Source organism: Novosphingobium sp. PhB55, from assembly GCF_004368805.1.
In the GTDB taxonomy this organism is placed as follows: domain Bacteria; phylum Pseudomonadota; class Alphaproteobacteria; order Sphingomonadales; family Sphingomonadaceae; genus Novosphingobium.
Genome location: NZ_SODQ01000007.1, coordinates 196628 through 215461 on the forward strand (window position 1 = coordinate 196628; position 18834 = coordinate 215461).

At 65.8% G+C, this 18834-nt stretch carries 20 protein-coding genes and 1 tRNA gene; 12 read left to right on the forward strand and 9 right to left on the reverse strand.

The genetic code is table 11. The features are described from left to right. Positions 1-262: 262 nt before the first annotated feature. Both EDF57_RS18355 and serA read left to right on the forward strand, forming a co-directional pair. Positions 263-1396: a phosphoserine transaminase gene (locus EDF57_RS18355; protein WP_132263928.1), complete on the forward strand. Its 1134-nt coding sequence runs from the start codon at positions 263-265 to the stop codon at positions 1394-1396. 130 nt (positions 1397-1526) lie between these two features. Next, on the forward strand, positions 1527-3113 hold the full coding sequence (gene serA / locus EDF57_RS18360; RefSeq protein ID WP_132263926.1) for a phosphoglycerate dehydrogenase: 1587 nt from the start codon (positions 1527-1529) through the stop codon (positions 3111-3113). Positions 3114-3191: 78 nt separating this feature from the next. On the opposite strand, the gene EDF57_RS18365 is transcribed toward serA, so the two are convergent. Next, on the reverse strand, positions 3192-3950 hold the full coding sequence (locus EDF57_RS18365) for an EF-hand domain-containing protein (protein ID WP_132263924.1): 759 nt from the start codon (positions 3948-3950) through the stop codon (positions 3192-3194). A gap of 287 nt (positions 3951-4237) precedes the next feature. Between EDF57_RS18365 and EDF57_RS18370 the strand changes: the two genes are divergently transcribed. The 4 genes from EDF57_RS18370 to EDF57_RS18385 all read left to right on the forward strand — a co-directional run bounded on the left by EDF57_RS18370 (position 4238) and on the right by EDF57_RS18385 (position 8592). Continuing rightward, positions 4238-5389, forward strand: a complete 1152-nt coding sequence (locus EDF57_RS18370) for an ATP phosphoribosyltransferase regulatory subunit (RefSeq protein ID WP_132263922.1) — start codon at positions 4238-4240, stop codon at positions 5387-5389. Between the two features lie 166 nt (positions 5390-5555). Continuing rightward, a complete protein-coding gene (locus EDF57_RS18375) occupies positions 5556-6845 on the forward strand; it encodes an adenylosuccinate synthase (RefSeq protein ID WP_132263920.1) in 1290 nt (429 codons plus the stop codon). 4 nt (positions 6846-6849) lie between these two features. Next, positions 6850-7344, forward strand: a complete 495-nt coding sequence (locus EDF57_RS18380; RefSeq protein WP_134095288.1) for a L,D-transpeptidase family protein — start codon at positions 6850-6852, stop codon at positions 7342-7344. 264 nt (positions 7345-7608) lie between these two features. Then, the gene (locus EDF57_RS18385; RefSeq protein WP_134095289.1) at positions 7609-8592 is read left to right on the forward strand and encodes a sensor domain-containing diguanylate cyclase; all 984 of its coding nucleotides are present in this window, start codon (positions 7609-7611) and stop codon (positions 8590-8592) included. 66 nt (positions 8593-8658) lie between these two features. On the opposite strand, the gene EDF57_RS18390 is transcribed toward EDF57_RS18385, so the two are convergent. After that, positions 8659-9447, reverse strand: a complete 789-nt coding sequence (locus EDF57_RS18390; RefSeq protein WP_132263915.1) for a class III extradiol ring-cleavage dioxygenase — start codon at positions 9445-9447, stop codon at positions 8659-8661. 28 nt (positions 9448-9475) lie between these two features. Continuing rightward, positions 9476-9880 carry a DoxX family protein gene (locus EDF57_RS18395; RefSeq protein ID WP_134095290.1) on the reverse strand — a complete coding sequence of 135 codons (405 nt, stop codon included), beginning with the start codon at positions 9878-9880 and terminating at the stop codon, positions 9476-9478. Positions 9881-9971: 91 nt separating this feature from the next. On the opposite strand from EDF57_RS18395, the gene EDF57_RS18400 reads away from it, so the two are divergent. Then, entirely contained in the window at positions 9972-10877 is a 906-nt protein-coding gene (locus EDF57_RS18400) for a LysR family transcriptional regulator (protein ID WP_132263911.1), read from the forward strand. A gap of 21 nt (positions 10878-10898) precedes the next feature. Here the strand turns inward: EDF57_RS18400 and EDF57_RS18405 are convergent, their stop codons facing one another. Continuing rightward, positions 10899-11090, reverse strand: a complete 192-nt coding sequence (locus EDF57_RS18405) for a DUF1674 domain-containing protein (protein ID WP_134095291.1) — start codon at positions 11088-11090, stop codon at positions 10899-10901. Between the two features lie 54 nt (positions 11091-11144). Here EDF57_RS18405 and EDF57_RS18410 point away from each other — a divergent pair, with 54 nt between their 5' ends. Next, entirely contained in the window at positions 11145-12374 is a 1230-nt protein-coding gene (locus EDF57_RS18410; RefSeq protein WP_134095292.1) for an RsmB/NOP family class I SAM-dependent RNA methyltransferase, read from the forward strand. 181 nt (positions 12375-12555) lie between these two features. Here the strand turns inward: EDF57_RS18410 and EDF57_RS18415 are convergent, their stop codons facing one another. Further along, a complete protein-coding gene (locus EDF57_RS18415; protein ID WP_134095293.1) occupies positions 12556-13632 on the reverse strand; it encodes a choice-of-anchor A family protein in 1077 nt (358 codons plus the stop codon). A gap of 291 nt (positions 13633-13923) precedes the next feature. Further along, a complete protein-coding gene (gene msrA, locus EDF57_RS18420; RefSeq protein WP_132263904.1) occupies positions 13924-14469 on the reverse strand; it encodes a peptide-methionine (S)-S-oxide reductase MsrA in 546 nt (181 codons plus the stop codon). Between the two features lie 116 nt (positions 14470-14585). Between msrA and EDF57_RS18425 the strand changes: the two genes are divergently transcribed. From EDF57_RS18425 to EDF57_RS18440, 4 genes are all read left to right on the forward strand, one after another. After that, positions 14586-15446, forward strand: coding sequence for a class I SAM-dependent methyltransferase (locus EDF57_RS18425; RefSeq protein ID WP_132263902.1), 861 nt, complete (start codon positions 14586-14588; stop codon positions 15444-15446). Positions 15447-15460: 14 nt separating this feature from the next. Further along, the gene (gene aguB, locus EDF57_RS18430) at positions 15461-16324 is read left to right on the forward strand and encodes an N-carbamoylputrescine amidase (RefSeq protein ID WP_134095294.1); all 864 of its coding nucleotides are present in this window, start codon (positions 15461-15463) and stop codon (positions 16322-16324) included. 41 nt (positions 16325-16365) lie between these two features. Next, positions 16366-16875, forward strand: coding sequence for a 2-amino-4-hydroxy-6-hydroxymethyldihydropteridine diphosphokinase (gene folK, locus EDF57_RS18435; RefSeq protein ID WP_134095295.1), 510 nt, complete (start codon positions 16366-16368; stop codon positions 16873-16875). A 41-nt stretch (positions 16876-16916) separates the two neighbouring features. Then, a tRNA-Lys gene (locus tag EDF57_RS18440) sits at positions 16917-16992 on the forward strand. Between the two features lie 107 nt (positions 16993-17099). Here EDF57_RS18440 and EDF57_RS18445 read toward each other — a convergent pair. The 3 genes from EDF57_RS18445 to EDF57_RS18455 all read right to left on the reverse strand — a co-directional run bounded on the left by EDF57_RS18445 (position 17100) and on the right by EDF57_RS18455 (position 18805). Continuing rightward, a complete protein-coding gene (locus EDF57_RS18445; protein WP_134095296.1) occupies positions 17100-17408 on the reverse strand; it encodes a hypothetical protein in 309 nt (102 codons plus the stop codon). Beyond that, the gene (locus tag EDF57_RS18450) at positions 17408-17659 is read right to left on the reverse strand and encodes a hypothetical protein (RefSeq protein ID WP_134095297.1); all 252 of its coding nucleotides are present in this window, start codon (positions 17657-17659) and stop codon (positions 17408-17410) included. The genes EDF57_RS18445 and EDF57_RS18450 overlap by 1 nt, the downstream gene beginning before the upstream one ends. 396 nt (positions 17660-18055) lie before the next feature. Next, the gene (locus tag EDF57_RS18455) at positions 18056-18805 is read right to left on the reverse strand and encodes a hypothetical protein (protein ID WP_134095298.1); all 750 of its coding nucleotides are present in this window, start codon (positions 18803-18805) and stop codon (positions 18056-18058) included. Positions 18806-18834 lie beyond the last annotated feature (29 nt).

Below are 18834 nucleotides of genomic sequence, written 5' to 3' on the forward strand. Positions count from 1 at the left end.
AAGCATCCGGGACTGGCGTGAACGGGAGCTTACCCGGCCAGCCATGAGGCGGGAAACGCGCGGCGCGTGGTTTTCCACCGAATAGCGAATGCGCGGAATTCCGCTGGTTTTGCGCATGGAAGCACTGCGAAAGATCGAAAACGGGAAACGATCTGGCGCAAGCGGCCGGAGAATCGTTTGACAAATTTCCCGGCCTCTTTAGACGCAGCGCCGGGCCACGCGGTCCCAACGCCGCGCGTGCTCTCTGTAAGGAGAGTCAGAAATGACTGATATTATTAGCGTACCCGCGCGCAAACCTGCGCGTCCGCACTTCTCTTCCGGTCCCTGCGCCAAGCCGCCCGGATATGCCCCCGAAAAACTGAACACCGAAGCACTCGGTCGCTCGCACCGCGCCAAGATCGGTAAGACGCGCCTTGCGTATTGCATCGATCTGATGCGCGAAGTTCTGCAGCTGCCCGACACGCATCGCATCGGTATCGTCCCCGGCTCCGACACCGGCGCCTTCGAGATGGCCATGTGGACCATGCTCGGCGCCCGCGGTGTGACCGCGCTGGCCTGGGAAAGCTTCGGTGAGGGCTGGGTTACCGACGCCGTCAAGCAGCTCAAGCTGGAACCCACCGTGTTCCGCGCCGATTACGGCCAGCTGCCCGACCTCGACAAGATCGACTGGTCCGACGACGTGCTCTTCACCTGGAACGGCACCACTTCGGGCGTGCGCGTTCCGGACGCCAACTGGATCCCGGCCGACCGCGAGGGCCTGTCCTTCGCAGACGCCACTTCGGCAGTCTTCGCCTACGATATCGACTGGTCCAAGATCGACGTTGCCACCTTCTCCTGGCAGAAGGTCCTGGGCGGCGAAGGCGGCCACGGCGTGCTGATCCTCGGCCCCCGTGCCGTTGAACGCCTTGAAAACTATACCCCGGCCTGGCCGCTTCCCAAGGTGTTCCGCCTTGTCTCGAAGGGCAAGCTGGCAGAGGGCGTGTTCAAGGGCGAAACCATCAACACCCCCTCGATGCTCGCCGTCGAGGACGCGATCTTCGCTCTGGAATGGGCCAAGGGTCTGGGCGGTCTCGAAGGGCTGAAGGCCCGTTCGAACGCCAATGCCCACGCGCTGGACAAGATCGTCGCCGAGCGTGACTGGCTGAGCCATCTGGCAGTCGACAGCGGCACCCGCTCCAAGACCTCGGTCTGCCTCTCCGTCGAAGGCGCCGATGCCGACTTCATCAAGAAGTTTGCGGCCCTCCTCGAAAAGGAAGGCGCGGCCTATGACGTCGCCGGATACCGCGATGCCCCTCCGGGCCTGCGCATCTGGTGCGGCGCGACCGTGGACACGGCCGACGTCGAGGCTCTGGGACCGTGGCTCGACTGGGCCTACGCGACCGTCAAGGCCGGCTAAACCATTCCACGTCGTCCCGGACTTGATCCGGGACCGCTGACGGAGCCGAAGCCAAACCACCGGCGAAGCTCCGTCAACACTTCCACCGATCCCGGATCAGGTCCGGGATGACGAGTGAAGGAATAATTCCATGACCAAGCCCCGCGTCCTCATTTCGGACAAGATGGACCCCAATGCCGCCCGTATCTTCGAGATCCGCGGCTGCGACGTAGACGTCATCACCGGCGAGACCCCCGAGCAGCTGATCGCCCGCATCGGCGATTATGACGGCCTTGCCATCCGCTCGTCGACCAAGGTCACCAAGGAAATCCTCGCTGCCGCGAAGAACCTGAAGGTGATCGGCCGCGCCGGTATCGGCGTAGACAACGTCGACATTCCGGCCGCTTCGGCCCAGGGCGTCGTGGTGATGAACACGCCGTTCGGCAACTCGATCACCACCGCCGAACACGCCATCGCCATGATCTTCGCACTGGCCCGCCAGATCCCGGAAGCCAACGCGCAGACCCAGCAGGGCCTGTGGCCGAAGAACGGCTTCATGGGCGTTGAAGTCACCGGCAAGACGCTGGGCCTGATCGGCGCGGGCAATATTGGCTCGATCGTCGCCAGCCGCGCGCTCGGCCTGAAGATGAAGGTCGCCGCCTTCGATCCGTTCCTGACGCCAGAGCGCGCCGTGGAAATGGGCGTGGAGAAGGTCGATCTCGACACCCTGCTCGAACGGGCTGACTTCATCACCCTGCACACGCCGCTGACCGACCAGACCCGCAACATCCTCTCGGCCGAGAACCTGGCCAAGACCAAGAAGGGCGTGCGCATCGTCAACTGCGCCCGCGGCGGCCTGATCGACGAAGCCGCGCTGAAGACCATGCTCGACAACGGCCACGTCGCCGGTGCCGCGCTCGACGTGTTCCAGACCGAGCCCGCCAAGGACTCGCCGCTGTTCGGCACGCCGAACTTCATCTGCACCCCGCACCTCGGCGCCTCGACCACCGAAGCCCAGGTCAACGTGGCGCTCCAGGTTGCCGAGCAGCTGGCCGACTTCCTGGTCAATGGCGGCGTCACCAACGCGCTCAACATGCCGTCGCTCTCGGCCGAGGAAGCGCCGAAGCTGAAGCCTTACATGAAGCTGGCCGAAATGCTGGGTTCGATGGTCGGCCAGCTGACCCGCGACTCGGTTCCCCGCATCTCGATCCACGTCGAGGGGGCCGCTGCCGAACTGAACCAGAAGCCGATCACCGCCGCCGTGCTGGCCGGTTTCCTGCGCGTCCAGTCGGACACGGTGAACATGGTCAACGCCCCGTTCCTCGCCAAGGAGCGCGGCCTTGAAGTGCGCGAAGTGAAGACCGAGCGCGAGGGCGACTATCACACGCTGATTCGCGTTTCGGTGAAGACCGAAGCCGGCGAGCGTTCGGTGGCCGGCACGCTGTTCAACAACGTCGAGCCGCGCCTCGTCGAAATGTTCGGCATCAAGGTCGAGGCCGAGCTGGCCGGCGACATGATGTACATCGTCAATGAAGACGCGCCCGGCTTCATCGGCCGCATCGGCACCCTGCTGGGCGAGAACGCGATCAACATCGGCACGTTCAACCTGGGTCGCCGTGACACCGGCGGCGAAGCCGTGCTGCTGCTCTCGGTCGACAGCGCCGTGTCGGAGGACGTCCTCAAGGCGGCCACCGCGCTCCCCGGCGTGAAGACGGTCAAGGCGCTCAAGTTCGCCTGATCGTTCAGTTCAAGGCTCTTGACGCAAAAAGGGGCCGGCATCTTCGGATGTCGGCCCCTTTTCTGTGTCCCGGGTGCTTTACTGGCCCGACGGGGGCGGGCCCATCGGCGGCATTCCGCCGCGCGGCCCCATACCGCCGGGGCCATCGCGGCCGCTGCCCCTGGGGCGCAGTTCCTGCATCGAGAGATAGCCGTCCTTGTCCGTATCGGCGGCCTCGAACTTCGCGCCTTCGTAAGCCAGGAGTTCCTCCAGCGAGACGCCCGCGTCGTAATTCGTGTTGGCCCTGGCGATCAGCGTGCCGGAGATCGGCTCGATCAGGTTGCCGAGCAGGGCATCTTCATCGTCCCTGCCGGAGCCCAGGTCGGGGGCGATCACTTCCAGGACCTGGCCGGCGCGATCGCCCACTGCGCCGCGTTCGTCAGTGGCGAGCGAGCCCATCTGCTGCTGCCAGGCGGTGAACTCCGCCATCGAGATCGTGCCGTCGCCATTGGCATCGACTTTGGCGAAGCGGCCCCTGATCGCGGCGTCGCGCCGGGCGTTTACCAGGGCGTGGAATTCCTCCAGCGTGGCCAGTCCATCGCGGTTGGTATCGGCTTCGCGGAACATGGCGGTGACGATCTTGTCATAGCGCGCGCGGGAGATCGGCTTCGGAGCGCGGGGCTTTCCGCCGCCGCCGGATCCGCCGGGAGGGCCGCCCCCCGGACCACCGCCGCCGCCCATTCCGCCGCCTCCACCCATTCCGCCCATTCCCCCCATGTCGTCGCCGCCTCCCATCTGGGCATGGGCAGGCGTCTGGATGAGCAGCAGGGGCAGGAGAAGCAGGGAAATCTTGCGCATGGACCTCGACCGTTGTTCGCAGGGCAGGGCAGGACGCAGCGGGCAGGACAGCCGGGCTCGGTCGCGAGCTGGGCGCATGCCTGGCGGTCCGGCCCATGCAGGGATGGGCTGTGACTGGATGTGTCGTCCCGCCAGACGATGCCGGCGGGATAGCGTCATGACCGGCGTTTGTTGACAGGAAATTTCACGCAAATTGTCGCAGGCTTTCGCTTTCTGGCGACAGATGCATCGCAGGGGGCAGGTGTCATTCGACATTTCCCGCCCACCCCGCTAAGGGCGCCACCATCATGCAGGACAACGACCGCGATCTCTTGCCCGAAGGACTGGGCGACCGTCTTCCGCAGCAGGCCTGGGCCTCCCAGCAAGTGCGCCGAATGGCGCATGACGTGCTCCAGGGCCATGGCTACGAGCGTGTCGAAACGCCGCTGATCGAATTCGAAAAGGCGCTGGCCAGCCGCATGGCCGGCGTGCAGGTGCGGCGCATGTTCCGCTTCGTCGATTCGGTGTCGATGCGGATGCTGGCGCTGCGTTCGGACATGACCGCGCAGATCGCCCGCATTGCCGCCACGGGGCTGGCGGAAGCGCCGCGCCCGCTGCGGCTGTCCTATTCGGGACAAGTCTGCACCATCAAGGGCGACGGCCTCGATCCGCGCCGCGAGCATCTCCAGCTCGGCGCCGAGCTGATCGGCACCGATTCGGTCGCTGCCGCCGGGGAAGTGGTGGAACTGGCGATCGAAGCGCTGCGCGCGGCCGGGGCTACCGGGATCTCGGTGGACTTCACGCTGCCCGATATTGTCGACACCCTTTCCGCAGAAGCGCTGCCGCTGCCGGAAGCGCGGATCGGCGCGGTGCGCCAGATGCTCGACGCCAAGGATGCCGGCGGCCTCGTCGACGTGGGCGGCGAGGCTTATCTGCCGCTGCTCTACGCGGTCGGTCCTTTCGCCAGCGCGATCGAGCGTCTTGCCGCCTTCGACACGCCTGGTGAAGCCGGCGTCGTCGGCAGTGCCGGGGCGCTCGCCAGCCGCATCGCCGGCCTGCGCGAGATCGCCGCGCGCGTGGGCGACAAGGCCCGCATCACGCTCGACCCTTCGGAGCGGCACGGCTTCGAATATCAGTCGTGGTTCGGCTTCACGATCTATGCCGAGGGCATCTCCGGCAGCCTCGGCCGGGGCGGCACTTACCGGATCCTCGGCCAGACCGGGCATCACCCGGAAGCGGCGACCGGCTTCTCGCTCTATCCCGATCCGCTGGTGGACCTGCTGGCTGCCGAGCCGCAGGCGCAGCGCAAGCTGTTCCTGCCGCTGGGCCACGACCCGCGCGTGGCCGGGCAGCAGCGTGCCATCGGCTGGACCACCGTGGCGGCGCTGGCCGAAAGCGACGATCCCGTCGCGCTCGGCTGCTCGCACCGGCTGGACGGCGCAGAGGCTGTCGCGCTCTGATATCGGCCGATCGGGTCCGGGATCACGGCCCTTGACTAGCCATGCGCCTTGCCACTAGGGCGCGGACGAAAAGCCGGGGCGCTTCCGCCCCAATGAAAATCCATATCGCCGAGACCTGTCGAAGGGCGTTATAGGATCCACCGTGGCAGGGTGGAGGAGTATATCCATGGCCAACGTAACCGTGATCGGCGCCCAGTGGGGCGATGAGGGCAAGGGCAAGATCGTCGACTGGCTGGCAAGCCGCGCCGACGCCGTCGTCCGTTTCCAGGGCGGCCACAATGCCGGCCATACGCTCGTCGTGGGCGAGCAGGTCTACAAGCTCAGCCTGCTGCCCTCGGGCATCGTCACCGGCACGCTGTCGATCATCGGCAATGGCGTGGTGCTCGATCCCTGGCACCTCAAGTCCGAAGTCGAGAAGCTTCGCGGCCAGGGCGTGGAGATCAATCCGGACAACTTCGCGATCGCGGACAATTGCCCGCTGATCCTGCCGCTTCACCGCGACCTCGACGGCCTGCGCGAAACCGCTGCCGGTTCGGGCAAGATCGGCACCACCGGCCGCGGCATCGGCCCCGCTTACGAGGACAAGGTCGGCCGCCGCGCCATCCGCGTCTGCGACCTTGCGCACCTCGATGCGCTGGAGCCGCAGCTCGACCGCCTTTGCGCGCATCACGACGCGCTGCGCGCCGGCTTCAACCAGCCGCCGGTCGATCGCGAGGCTCTCATCAACGAACTGCGCGAGATCGCGCCGTTCGTGCTCCAGTTCGCGCAGCCCGTGTGGAAGCGCCTGAACAAGGTGCGCAAGGCCGGCGCCCGTATCCTGTTCGAAGGCGCGCAGGGCGTGCTGCTCGACGTCGATCACGGCACGTATCCCTTCGTCACCAGCTCGAACACGGTTTCGGGCACGGCGGCTTCGGGTTCGGGCCTCGGCCCGTCCGCCACCGGCTTCGTGCTGGGCATCGTCAAGGCCTATACCACCCGCGTCGGCTCGGGCCCGTTCCCGACCGAGCTGGAGGACGAGACCGGCCAGCGCCTGGGCGAGCGCGGCCATGAATTCGGCACCGTCACCGGCCGCAAGCGCCGCTGCGGCTGGTTCGACGCCGTGCTCACCCGCCAGTCCTGCGCGATCTCCGGCGTCACCGGCATCGCGCTGACCAAGCTCGACGTGCTGGACGGCTTCGAGAAGGTGCGGATCTGCACCGGCTACCGCCTGAACGGCAAAGTGCTGGACTACTTCCCCAGCCACGCCGCCGACCAGGCCAACGTGGAGCCGATCTACGAGGAAATGGACGGCTGGCAGGGCACCACTGCCGGCGCCCGTTCCTGGGCCGATCTGCCCGCACAGGCGATCAAGTACATCCAGCGCGTGCAGGAACTGATCGAGACCCCGGTGGCGCTGGTCTCCACCAGCCCCGAGCGCGAGGACACCATCCTCGTGCGCGATCCCTTCCTGGATTGATGCGGTGCGGCGCGGGTTCAGACTCGCGCCGCTCCTGCTTTTGCTGGGCGCTGCGGAAGCCGAGCCTGCTCTCCAGCTCCCCCAAATCGACCTGATCCGCGTGCGCAAGGCGGCGCGGACCATGGAGCTCTGGTCCGGCGACCGGCTCGTCCATGTGATCGAGCACATCCAGCTCGGCGACGCGCCCATCGGCCCCAAGCGCTTCGAAGGTGACGAGCGCACCCCTGAGGGCCGCTACGAGATCGACTGGGGCAATCCGCAAAGCGCCTATCATCTCTCGCTCCACATCTCCTACCCCAATGCCGGGGACCGGGCCTATGCCCAGGCTCGCGGCCGTTCGGCAGGGGGAATGATCATGATCCACGGCCAGCCCAACGACCTTGAGACCGGCCGGGTGCGCGGCGACTGGACGGACGGCTGCATTGCCGTCTCCAACCCGGAGATCGAGGCGCTCTACGAAACGGTGCCCGATGGCACGCCGATCGAGATAAACCCCTGATATTGCGATCACACCTGCCGCCCGCTCCCGAAAATTGATGTAGATTGCATTCCACGGACGACGACGGGCGTTTTTAGGAATTCAATCCTGCTCTAGGGATGTCTACGTGGATAGGGAGCCGCCGCCGGGATTCGGCACGAATGCCTTGCGCGTGGCTCAAGCGCCCTTTCGAGATCGGGTGCCGGCAGGTCGAACCGCCGGTTTTCGGTCAGTGGATCAACATCGCCAGGGCCCTTGCGGCCATGGCGCGGTCGGAACGCCTCTATGCTCCCCCAAACCATCCTCAACGACGAGCAGGGCCGCCTCGCGGCGCTGCGCAATCTCGACGTGCTGGACACCGAACCGGAAGAAGCGTTCGAACATGTCGTCTCGCTGGTGCGGGCCGTGCTGGGCGTGCCGATGGCGGCCGTCACCCTGGTCGATGCGGATCGGCAGTGGTTCAAGGCGAGCAGCGGGCTGGATGTGGCCGAGACGCCGCGCAATGTCTCGTTCTGCACCCATGCGATCCAGCAGACCGCGCCGTTCCTGATTTCCGACGCCAGGCTCGATGCGCGCTTCGCCAACAATCCCTTCGTCGCCACCGACCCCGGCGTGCGCAGCTACGCGGGCATCCCGCTCCTGACGCCGGAAGGCTACAATATCGGCGTGCTCTGCGCGATCGACGACAAAGTGCGCGATTTCAACGAGGCGGAAGTCGCCATCCTCGGCAACTTCGCGCGCATCGTCATGAACGAGCTGGAATTGCGCCGCATCGCCGAGCGCGACCAGCTGACCGGCGCGCTCACGCGCCGCGGCTTCGTGGACAAGGCGAAGCAGGAGATCGCGCGCTTCCGCCGCTATGGGCGGCCCTGCTGCCTGGTGCTGATCGATCTCGACCACTTCAAGCAGGTCAACGACACGCACGGCCATCCGGCGGGCGATGCGGTGCTGCGGGAAATGGCGGCCACGGTGGTCGGCTCCACGCGCCCCGTCGATTTTCTCGGCAGGCTGGGCGGCGAGGAGTTCGCCGTGCTCCTTCCGGAAACCGGCCCCGGCGAAGCGCTCGCGGCGGTGGAGCGATTCCGCGAGACTTTGGCGGAGCACGACATTCCGCTGCCCGGCGGCATGAGCATCCGCGTCACCGCCAGTTTCGGCATCGCGCCCCTGAGCGAGGCGATCGGCAGCGTCGAGGACTGGCTCGCCGCGGCGGACGGCCCGCTCTATGCCGCCAAGCGCGGCGGGCGGAACCGCTGCGAATTGCTGCATTGAGGAAAGAGCGAGGATCCGGGGCCCGGACGCTGGGAATGCGCCCGGACCCCCGCGACTTCCCTTGTCTCAGTCGAACCGGAACGCCGAGATCGCGGTCTTGAGCACGAGGTCCGAATAGACCTTCTCGCCCGCACCTTCGGCCGCGCCAGCGGCGACCATCAGCGGCAGGAGGTGTTCCTCGCGCGGGTGGGAGAAGCGCCCGCCGGGTGCTTCGGCCCAGTGCGACAGCGCTTCGGCGCGGTTTTCGGCGCCGGATCCGGCGGCCCGGGTCAACCATTGGTCGAAGGCCTGGGAGGGCTCGGTGGAGGCTGGATTGCCGTAGCCGCGCATGTTGTGGAAGCTCATGCCCGATCCCAGGATCAGCACGCCTTCATCGCGCAGCGGGGCGAGCGCGCGTCCGGCGGCAAGATGCAGGGCCGGGTCGAGCGAGCGGTCGAGCGACATCTCGACGACGGGCACGTCGGCCTCGGGCCAGGCCACCTTGAGCGGAACGAACACCCCGTGGTCATAGCCGCGCTGCGGGTCCGGGGCGGCCGCGAAGCCTGCCTCGCGCAGGAGCTGGCTGGCGCGGGCGGCCAGGGCAGGCGATCCGGGCGCGTCGAAGCGCAGTTCGTAGGTGTGCTGGGGGAAGCCGTAGTAGTCGAACAGCAGCGGCGGCTGCTCGGCGCCGGTGAAGGCGAAGCCCTCGGTTTCCCAATGTCCCGAGACGACCAGGATCGCCTTGGGCGCCTCTGGCAAGCGCGCGGGAAGGCCTTGCAGGAACGCGGCCATGGAGGCCCAGTTGCCCTGCGGGTCGGGCATGAAGAAGCAGGGGCCGCCGCCGTGAGGGATGAAGAAGGTGGGTTGGCGGGTCATGGATCGCGTTCCTTTCAGAGCGGAAGCCTCAGCGCCGGGTCGGCACGAGCGCGTGGGCGCCGTCGCCGATCAGGGCCAGGACGAGGAGGGCAATGGACCAGAAGGCGGGATATTCCCAGCCGCCGCCCTTGCCATCGAAGAAGAAGCCGTTGGCTCCATGCACCATGACGATGGTGCCGAGCAGGAGCGGGATCAAGGCCAGCGCCACGGCGCGGGCGTAGATGCCCAGGATCAGTGCCAGGCCGCCGAGCAGTTCCGCCGCCATGGTCACATAGGCAAGCGCCGGCGGCAGGCCCAGGCTGCCGAAGAAGCCGGCCGCGCCGGCCGGGGTGAAGACGAACATCTTGAGCGAGAAGTGCGCCAGGAACAGCACGCCGAGCGCGACGCGCAGGATGCACGCGCCGTAGGGGCTGGTGGAAGGGGTAGATGTCATGGGGGGCTTCCTTTCGAAGACTCCTCTAGACCTTCGCCCCGCTGGTGATAATCATGCCATGCGTTGAATGACTTTCTACCAGGGGTGTTGAATGGACCGGCTGAAAGGCATCGAGGTCTTCGTGAAGGCGATCCGGCTCGGCGGCCTCTCGGCGGCGGCGCGGGACCTTTCGATGTCGCCGGCGATGGCGGCCAAGCACCTCAATGCGCTGGAGCAGCGCCTGGGTGCGACCTTGGTGAACCGCACCACGCGGCGGCTGGCGCTGACCGAAGTGGGCGCGGCCTATCTCGACAAGGCGGAGCGCGTCCTGGCCGAACTGGAGGATGCCGATGCCGAGGCGATGGCCCAGTCCGCCGCAGTGGAGGGCCTGCTGCGCGTCTCCGGCCCGGCGGCTTTCGGCAGCGCCTACCTGGCGCGCCTCGTCACGGAATTTCACGCGCTCTACCCGGCCGTCACGGTCGAGCTTGGCCTCAACGACCGGGTGGTGGACCTGCTCGAAGAGCGCTGGGACGTTGCCGTGCGCATCGGCCGACTGGCGGACAGCAACCTGGTGGCGCGCAAGCTGGCGCCGGTGCGCATGGCGATCTGCGCCGCGCCCGCCTACCTCGCACGGCACGGCAGGCCGCAGTCCGTCGAGGATCTCGCAGGGCATGAATGCCTCGGCTACACCCTGGGCAACGAGACCGGCGCCACGCGCTGGGGCTTCGGCCGCGACGGCAGCCGCGCGGTCGCGGTGCGCGGCAGTCTGCATGCCAACAACGGGCAGGTTCTGGCCCAGGCGGCGGAGGCGGGCATGGGACTCGTCTACGGCCCGCGCTTCTTCGTGGACCGTGCCATCGCCGCAGGGAGGCTGGTGGAACTGGACCTGGGCGCCGAACTGCTCGACCTCGGCGCGGTCCACGCCGTCACGCACCGCACTCGGCGGCCGGCGGCGAAGACGAGGGCCTGGATCGACTTCCTGGTCGAGCGCCTGCCGCCGATGGCGCGGGACTGGTAGGCCGTCCCCGGTAGCGGGGAATCAGAAGTCGATGGCGATGCCGTTGCGCACCCAGTCGCCGTAGCGGGTGGGCGAAATCCCGTCGGGGTCCTGCTCCTCCTGCGCGGCCCCTGCCGTTTCTGCGGCCGGCGGGGAGGGCTGGGGCGCGGGGTCGTTCGTCCAGTGGGTGGGCTTGGTGAAGCCTTCGGGACGTTGGGTGGCGCGCTGTGTCATTCAGCCCATGTGGTGGAGGTAGCGTCAAAACGCAATCCGCTATAGGGGCAGGCGATGGACATTCCCGGCCTTCCGGCGCGCCGTGCCGCGCTCAACCTTATCGATGCCGTGCTGCGGCGGGGCGAAACGCTCGACCAGGCGGGCGGCTCCGCGCTGGCCCGTGTCGGCGGCGATGCCGACCGGGCGCTCGCCCGCGCCATTGCCGGCGAAGTGCTGCGCTGGCGCACCGACCTCGACGAACTGATCGACAGCGCCACGCGTCTGCCGCTCGCCCCCGATGCCAAGGCGCGCGCGGTGCTGCAGATCATGCTGGCGCAAGTCCTGCGGCTGGAAACGCCCGCTCACGCGGTGATCGCCACCGGCCTGCCGCTGCTGATGGGCGGCCCGCGCCGCCTTGCGCACGGTGTGTTCTCCACCCTGACCAAGAACGGCGTCACGCTTCCCGACGTGCCGACCCTGCCCGAGGATGTGGCCGGGCGCTGGGGCGTGCGCGCCGAGGCGATTGCTGCCGGTCTGGCCGAGCCGCCGCCGCTCGATCTGGCGCTGCGCTATCCCGGGCAGACCGCCGAATGGGCCGAGCGCCTTGGCGGCACTTCCCTGATGGCCGGCCATGTTCGCCTGGCACGCGGCACCGCGGTCGAGCATCTCGAAGGCTTCCGCGACGGCGCCTGGTGGGTGCAGGACCTTGCCGCCAGCCTGCCCGCACGGCTGCTGGGCGCGGGTGAGGGGCGCAAGGCGCTCGATCTCTGCGCCGCGCCGGGCGGCAAGACGCTGCAACTGGCGGCGGCGGGCTGGCAGGTCACCGCGATCGACAATTCCAAGCGCCGCCTGGAACGCCTGCGCGACAACCTCAAGCGCATCGGCCTGGAGGCCGAAGTCGTGCAGGCCGATGTCCTGACCTGGGAGCCGGAGGAAAAATTCGACGCGATCCTGCTCGACGCCCCTTGCACCGCCACCGGCACGGCCCGCCGCCATCCCGACGTGCTCCACCGCATCGCCGGGCGCCAGATCGAGGACATGACCGCGATCCAGGAAAAGATGCTGGAACGCGCTGCGGGCTGGCTCAAGCCGGGCGGGCGGCTGGTCTATGCGGTCTGCTCGATGGAACCGGAAGAGGGCGAGGAACAGGCGGACAAGGTCTCGCTGACGCCGGTTCCGGTCACGGCATCGGAACTGCCGGAAGGGCTTGCGCCCACGGCCGAGGGCTGGGTGCGGACCGATCCGGGGATGCTGGCCGATGTCGGCGGGCTGGACGGGTTCTTTGTCGGAAGGTGGCAGAAGTAAGGGGAAGTTCTGGGGGCTGATCCCCCAGACCCCTGGAAATGTCGGCGTGGCGCGCTGCCTGGCGATCGAGCGCTCCTGCCGGCGCAGCCATTAAGCCTCCCGACGCGGCCATGGGCGCACGACGAATACGTGGCGCCTGACCTCGACATTATTGGGATGCAGGGGCGATGGCCCCTGCTTCTCAGGCCGCGACGGCGCGCCGACGACGCCAGAACACCAACGCACCGAGGCCCAGCGCGAAGAGGCCGATCATGCCCGGCTCCGGCACATCGGTGCTGCCGCCCGAGCTGCTGCCGCCACCCGAGGTGGTCGAGCTGCCCGGATCGCCCGGCGTGTAGCCGCCGGTATAAGTGCCGACATGCATCTCGCCGTTCTGGACGAGATTGCCGAACACGGCCGAACCCTGGATGTAGTTCGACGTGGTGGCATTGGCGCCCGGCGCCAGCACGGAGCCGCCCCAGGCGGTGGTGAGCGCGAGGTTTTCCGCCTCGTAGAAGTTCCAGACGACGTGCTCGCCCAGGTTGGCGGTACCGCCGAGGAAGTTGTCGTCCAGCTTGATCGAGGTGCCCGAGACGTTGACGATCGCGGTGTCCGCGCCGTTCAGGTTGAACTTGATCTCTCCGATCTTGTCGAGGTCGGCGGCGGAGATGTTGAACACGGCCACGCCGCCCGCACCCGGCTGGGCATTGAAAGTGCCGGTGTTGCCGCTGATCGAGAGCTGGCTGTTGGCCGTCTCGGTGCTCATCGAATGGCTCAGGCCCTCCATCGAGGTGCCGATGAGGCTCTTCTGCTGCGTGAGGTTCTGGGCGAACTGCGGATCGCTGGAGGCCAGGCCCGAAGTGACGGTGTTGTTGTTGACGTTGGTGTTGCTGATCGTGCCGCCCACCAGCACCGTCTGCGCCGCGCCGTTGAGGTTGAGGCCGCTGTTGACGTTGCCGCCGACGATCGCGCCCGAACCGTTGTTGAGGTTCTTGTAGCCGCCATTGACGTCGCCCACCACGGTCAGCCCCGGCGTTCCGGTGCTGGAGGCAGGGAGGGCGGTGATCTGGTAGTTCGAGGCATTGCCTTCGAGATTGCCGCCGACGAACGTGCGACCCTCGACTTCGGAGGACGAGGTGAGGTCGCCCAGTACCACCAGGTTCCAGGTCTTCAGCACGTCGATCCCGGCGATCATGCCCGAGGATGCGAGCACGGGGCTGGCCGCGAAGGCGACGGCGGCAACAGCGACGGAAAGCGACAGCTTGCGAAGACGGGACATGTTGGGACTCGCCAGAAACGGATGAACTGGCGAGCTAAGTACTTGTCCGGGAAGGTTTGGATATGGTTCGTTTCGCCGTGTCTCATGGTGAGACACGGCGAAAGCGAATGCCTTACGCGAAGTGGGTAGAGCCACCCAGTTCGTCATTGCGAGGAGGCGAAGCCGACGAAGCAATCCAGAGCGGCACGGAACTGCCCCTGGATTGCTTCGCTACGCGCGCAATGATGAAGGACGGGATGGCTTCCGCCACGTCCGTCGCCGCACAGTCCGAAGCCCCGAAGAGCAGGCGCTTCAGCCCTTGACCTTGTTCTGGAAGCTCTTGCGCAGCTTCATCAGCTTGGGCGGGATGATCGCGAGGCAATAGGGATTCCGCTGGCCTTCGCCGTCCCAGTATTCCTGGTGATAGTCCTCTGCGGGATACCACGCCTCGTTCTGCCTGCCCTCGGCAAAGCCCTCGATCGTGGTGACGACCTTGCCGGCGTTGTCCTGGTTCGACCGGGCGAGCGCGGCCTCGGCCTCGGCGGCCTGGGCATCGTCGAGCGGGAAGATCGCCGAACGGTACTGCGTGCCCACATCGTTGCCCTGGCGGTTGAGCTGCGTCGGGTCATGGGTGCCCATGAACACGTCGAGCAGGTCGCCATAGGACAGCACGGAGGGGTCGTAGTTCACCTTGATCGCCTCGGCATGGCCGGTGTCGCCGCCGCAGACCTGCTTGTAGGTCGGGTTGGCCACGGTGCCGCCGATATAACCGCTTTCCACGGAGTCCACGCCGATGACGTCGCGGAACACCGCTTCGGTGCACCAGAAGCACCCGCCTGCAACGATTGCCGTTTCCATTGTCTTGAATGTCCTCATGAGGGGGAATTTGTCGCTAGATAGGTACACTGGGACGGCTTGTCATTGGGGCGTCGGAAACTAGGTTCAGGACTGACCAGCTTCCACGGGAGAATCGCATGCGCCGCGCCCTCATCGCCCTTTCGTCCCTTCTCGGCGTCATCGCCATGCCCGGCGCCGCCACCGCTGCCGACGAAACCACCGAGGCGGAATCCTGCAAGGGCTGCGAGGCGCTGCTCGAACTCGCCGCCTCCAATCCTTCGCGCAAGGAAGACCGCGCGCGCGACAAGTATCGTCACCCGGTGGAAACGCTCAGCTTCTTCCGCGTCGCGCCGACCATGAAAGTGGGCGAATATGCACCGGGCGGCGAGTGGTACTCGCGCCTGCTCGGGCTCTACCTCGGCCAGCAGGGCCATCTGGTGGGCCTCTACTTCAACCCCGAGGCGCCGGCCTTCAAGCCCGAGACCCGGGAGGGCATCCGCAAGGGCGCCGCGAACTACCCGGCAGACGTGGCCAAGTTCACCGGCATGCCGGCCGACAAGTTCGCCGCCTACACGCTCGGCGCGATCCCGGAAGGCGAGAAGGGCACTTTCGACGTCATCGTCGTCCCGCGCATGATGCACAACCTGCTGCGCTGGAACATCGCCGGCAGCGAATTCGCGGCCATGCGCGACCTGCTCAAGCCCGGCGGCCTGATCGGCATCGAGCAGCACCGCGCCCGCCCGGACGCCCCGGCCGACTATGCCGACGGTTCCAAGGGCTACTTGCGCGAGGCGGACGTGATCCGCTTCATGAAGGACAACGGCTTCGATCTCGTCGCCCAGTCCGAGATCAGCGCCAATCCCAAGGACACCGCGAACTGGCCGGACGGCGTCTGGACCCTGCCGCCCAGCCTGGCGCTGAAGGACAAGGACCGCGACAAGTACCTCGCCATCGGCGAGAGCGACCGGATGACCCTTCTGTTCCGCAAGCGGGACTGATAGAGGCCCCCTCCATGACCGAAATCACCGTTGCCGCGCTTCAGCTCGCGCTCAATTCCGCGGACGAGGGCGAGAATATCGCCGCCGTCTCCGCGCTCGTCGAGGAAGCCGCCGCCAGCGGCGCGCAGATCGTGCTGCCGCCCGAGCTGTTCTCCGGCCCCTACTTCTGCAAGGTCGAGGAAGAGGAACTCTTCGCGCTCGCCCGCCCGACCGCCGAGCATCCTTCGGTGATCGCGATGAAGGCACTGGCGGCGAAGCTGAAAGTGGTGATCCCCACCAGCTATTTCGAACGCGACGGCCATCACTACTACAACACCCTGGCGATGATCGGTGCCGATGGCGAGATCATCGGCACTTACCGGAAAAGCCACATTCCCGACGGCCCCGGCTACGAGGAAAAGTACTACTTCCGCCCCGGTAACGACGGTTTCAAGGTGTGGGACGTACTCGGCACCAAGGTCGGCGTCGGCGTCTGCTGGGACCAGTGGTATCCCGAATGCGCGCGGGTGATGGCGCTGATGGGCGCGGAACTGCTGTTCTACCCCACCGCGATCGGCTCGGAGCCTTATGACGCGACGCTGGACACCAGCCGCATGTGGCGCCGGGCGATGGTGGGCCACTCGGTGTCCAACTGCATGCCGGTGATCGCCGCCAACCGCATCGGCGTCGAAACCGAATGCGGCACAGAGCAGACCTTCTACGGCCACTCGTTCATCACGGACGAATGGGGCGATTACGTCGCGGAATTCGGCAAGGAGGAAAGCGGCGTGCTGGTCTCCACGATCGACCTTGCCCGCGCCGCAAAGCACCGTGCCGGCATGGGCTTCTTCCGCGATCGCCGCCCGCAACTCTACACGCGCATTGCGCAGGATATCTGATACACCCTCGACAGTTACGACATCATCGGGGGACATCGGCCTTGGCCAAGCACCAGTATCTCGTCGCGCTCGGCTCGAACATGCGCCATCCGCGCCACGGCGGCCCCCGGCAGGTGCTCGCCGCGGCGCTGGCCGCGCTCGATAGCGGCAAGTATGAGGTGCTGGCTGCCTCGCCCATCATCGAGAGCGCGCCGCTCGGTCCCTCGCGCCGCCGCTATGCCAATGGCGTGGCGCTGGTGCGCAGCAAGCGCGAACCCGACGAGATGCTGCACAAGCTGCACAAGCTGGAAAACAAGTTCGGCCGCCGCCGCATGGGCCAGGCCTGGGGTTCGCGGGTGCTGGACCTCGACCTCGTGCTGTGGAGCGGCGGTCCCTGGGCGGCCGGCGAGGGCGAAAAAAGCCTGATTCTGCCGCACCCTGCCTTCCGCAGCCGCGATTTCGTGCTCGGCCCGGCGCGGCGGATTGCGGGGCCCTGGCGTGATCCTTTGACGGGTCTCACCATTAATCAGCTTCATGCCCGCTTGACCAAGCCTCGCCCTGCCCTTAGGTGACCCCTTCCGCAGCCGCTTCGCCGGCCTGCGCCCGGCAACGGGGGCCCTTAGCTCAGTCGGTAGAGCAACTGACTTTTAATCAGTAGGTCGCTGGTTCGAACCCAGCAGGGCTCACCACCTTTTCCAACAGTTTTGGCAGAGGTGAGCGGGAAGCGCGGAACGCTTCCCACCGTATTCCCCTTTTTGTGCAGGAAGGAACGCTTCTTCTTGCCACGTTTTTCAGGCTAGGCAGTCGGCTCGTTTCTGCGTGGATGGATCAATCGGGCATTTTGGCTCCGAACGGCATCGACTTGGGCGGCTTCGGAGAAAGTCATCAGTGAGAGGTCAAGCGGAAGTGGGAACTCATCATGGTCAATCGCCCGGCGCAAATTGTCCGCCTGCTCGTTGCTGTGGCAAAGAATCAGGAGATCGATATCAAACGCAATCGGGGCATTTCGTTCTACTGAGCCGAAGAGATACCATTCGCTGCCGGACTGGATTGGGCCAAGTTGCTCTGCAACAGTACAGAGCAACTCTTCGACAGCCTTCCGCATTACCTTGCGAGGTTCTGCAATAGTCCTTTGAAGGTGACTACGTTGGCGCCCATCGATGCGGCCGCTTCTTCAGCAGCGTCGGTTATCGAGCCATAGCTGGTCTTTTTGACCGCGATGTCGAACTTTCCGAACCGGTCACGTGCATTTCGGATATCCTCGGCACTTACGTGATAGCCGTCCACTAGCGCGATTCTGCGTGTGGTCCCGTTTAGCAGGCGCGCATCGAACACTTCGTCATAGATGCGGGTCACGGCGTGCACCTTCGAGTGCTGCCTGATCCCTCGTTCGAAGAAATCCCAATTCTTATTGCGAAAACTCTGAACGTCGCCAGTGCTTGCGGCCCTTCGAACATCTCCTAGCGTTCCGAAAGCTGCTGGGGAAGCGTGTATCAGTGAGATTGCGTCGCCACTCCAGAGGGTTTTGGAGGGCACATTCGCTACGAATTGCGGTTTCGTAACATGCGAAAATAACGGTTGTACGTGGTCGACTAGAATTACGTCTTGTACGCCAAGGATTGCGACCGGAAACGGGAGGCCATCCCTGTATTTCATGATGAGGAAGTCTTCGGGTGTCCGCCCAACGACAGACAAGCCCTCTCTGGGATCTATTTTGCTCGCTGCCCAATCCGTAATGCTTCCGGCCATCGTTCAATTCTCCAAAATCGAGGCCATCGCGTCTGGAAAGCGCGTTGCATCGTTCTTTAGGTTCTCGATATGAAAGGCTTCTAGATCGTCTACGTGTTGTCGAAAAAGTTCTAAAGTGTTGCGCTCATCATTCTGCAAAAGCTTCCGGTTTTCATCCAAGAGAGCCAGCACTCTTTTGTTGTTTGGGAGGATGCGGGTGAGCATCTTGCGCTTCCATCGCTCAGCCGCTCCGCTTTCGGGATTTTCGGCGGCTTCGATGTGCGGTCCGTATTGCTCGAAAATTGCTCGGTTCTGGGCCAGAATGGGCTCGACCGTCTCCCGAGCAGCTTGGCGGCTATCGAAAGCGATAACGCCAAACAGCCCCTTGAGCTTTTCCGCATGATCGCGTTTCCAACCCAGCATCTTATCATCCGGGTAGGCGTCCGGTGCCTTGTCAACAATTGTGTGACAATTGGCGCAAAGCATTACGAGGTTTTCGAAGGCTCCCCGTGCGGCCTTGGAGAGCCCACCAGTGCCACGGGGGCCTTTCTCGCTCGCGGCAAAGACGTGGGCCATTTCAGCGACATGGACGGACTTGCCATCTGCGTCGACAAATAGCTCGCGCTCACATTCCGGATTTTGACAGTAGCCGGCCGATGCGGCGAAAAGCCGGCGCTGGGTATGCAAATCGGGCGAAGCGGCACCGCGGGGACAGGCCAAATCGATTCTCCATCTATACCCGCAATCTAGCCGCGGTCGTTCATCTTCGGTCACGTAAGTGCCGCCGTGCGATATTTCAACGC

Coding starts and splice junctions, on each gene's coding strand:
- EDF57_RS18355 (WP_132263928.1), top strand. CDS start 263: ATGACTGATATTATTAGCGTACCCGCGCGCAAACCTGCGCGTCCGCAC.
- EDF57_RS18400 (WP_132263911.1), top strand. CDS start 9,972: ATGGACCGGCTGAAAGGCATCGAGGTCTTCGTGAAGGCGATCCGGCTC.
- EDF57_RS18445 (WP_134095296.1), bottom strand. CDS start 17,408: ATGCGGAAGGCTGTCGAAGAGTTGCTCTGTACTGTTGCAGAGCAACTT.
- msrA (WP_132263904.1), bottom strand. CDS start 14,469: ATGGAAACGGCAATCGTTGCAGGCGGGTGCTTCTGGTGCACCGAAGCG.
- serA (WP_132263926.1), top strand. CDS start 1,527: ATGACCAAGCCCCGCGTCCTCATTTCGGACAAGATGGACCCCAATGCC.
- EDF57_RS18410 (WP_134095292.1), top strand. CDS start 11,145: ATGGACATTCCCGGCCTTCCGGCGCGCCGTGCCGCGCTCAACCTTATC.
- EDF57_RS18385 (WP_134095289.1), top strand. CDS start 7,609: ATGCTCCCCCAAACCATCCTCAACGACGAGCAGGGCCGCCTCGCGGCG.
- EDF57_RS18395 (WP_134095290.1), bottom strand. CDS start 9,880: ATGACATCTACCCCTTCCACCAGCCCCTACGGCGCGTGCATCCTGCGC.
- EDF57_RS18405 (WP_134095291.1), bottom strand. CDS start 11,090: ATGACACAGCGCGCCACCCAACGTCCCGAAGGCTTCACCAAGCCCACC.
- aguB (WP_134095294.1), top strand. CDS start 15,461: ATGACCGAAATCACCGTTGCCGCGCTTCAGCTCGCGCTCAATTCCGCG.
- EDF57_RS18365 (WP_132263924.1), bottom strand. CDS start 3,950: ATGCGCAAGATTTCCCTGCTTCTCCTGCCCCTGCTGCTCATCCAGACG.
- EDF57_RS18375 (WP_132263920.1), top strand. CDS start 5,556: ATGGCCAACGTAACCGTGATCGGCGCCCAGTGGGGCGATGAGGGCAAG.
- EDF57_RS18390 (WP_132263915.1), bottom strand. CDS start 9,447: ATGACCCGCCAACCCACCTTCTTCATCCCTCACGGCGGCGGCCCCTGC.
- EDF57_RS18370 (WP_132263922.1), top strand. CDS start 4,238: ATGCAGGACAACGACCGCGATCTCTTGCCCGAAGGACTGGGCGACCGT.
- EDF57_RS18415 (WP_134095293.1), bottom strand. CDS start 13,632: ATGTCCCGTCTTCGCAAGCTGTCGCTTTCCGTCGCTGTTGCCGCCGTC.
- EDF57_RS18425 (WP_132263902.1), top strand. CDS start 14,586: ATGCGCCGCGCCCTCATCGCCCTTTCGTCCCTTCTCGGCGTCATCGCC.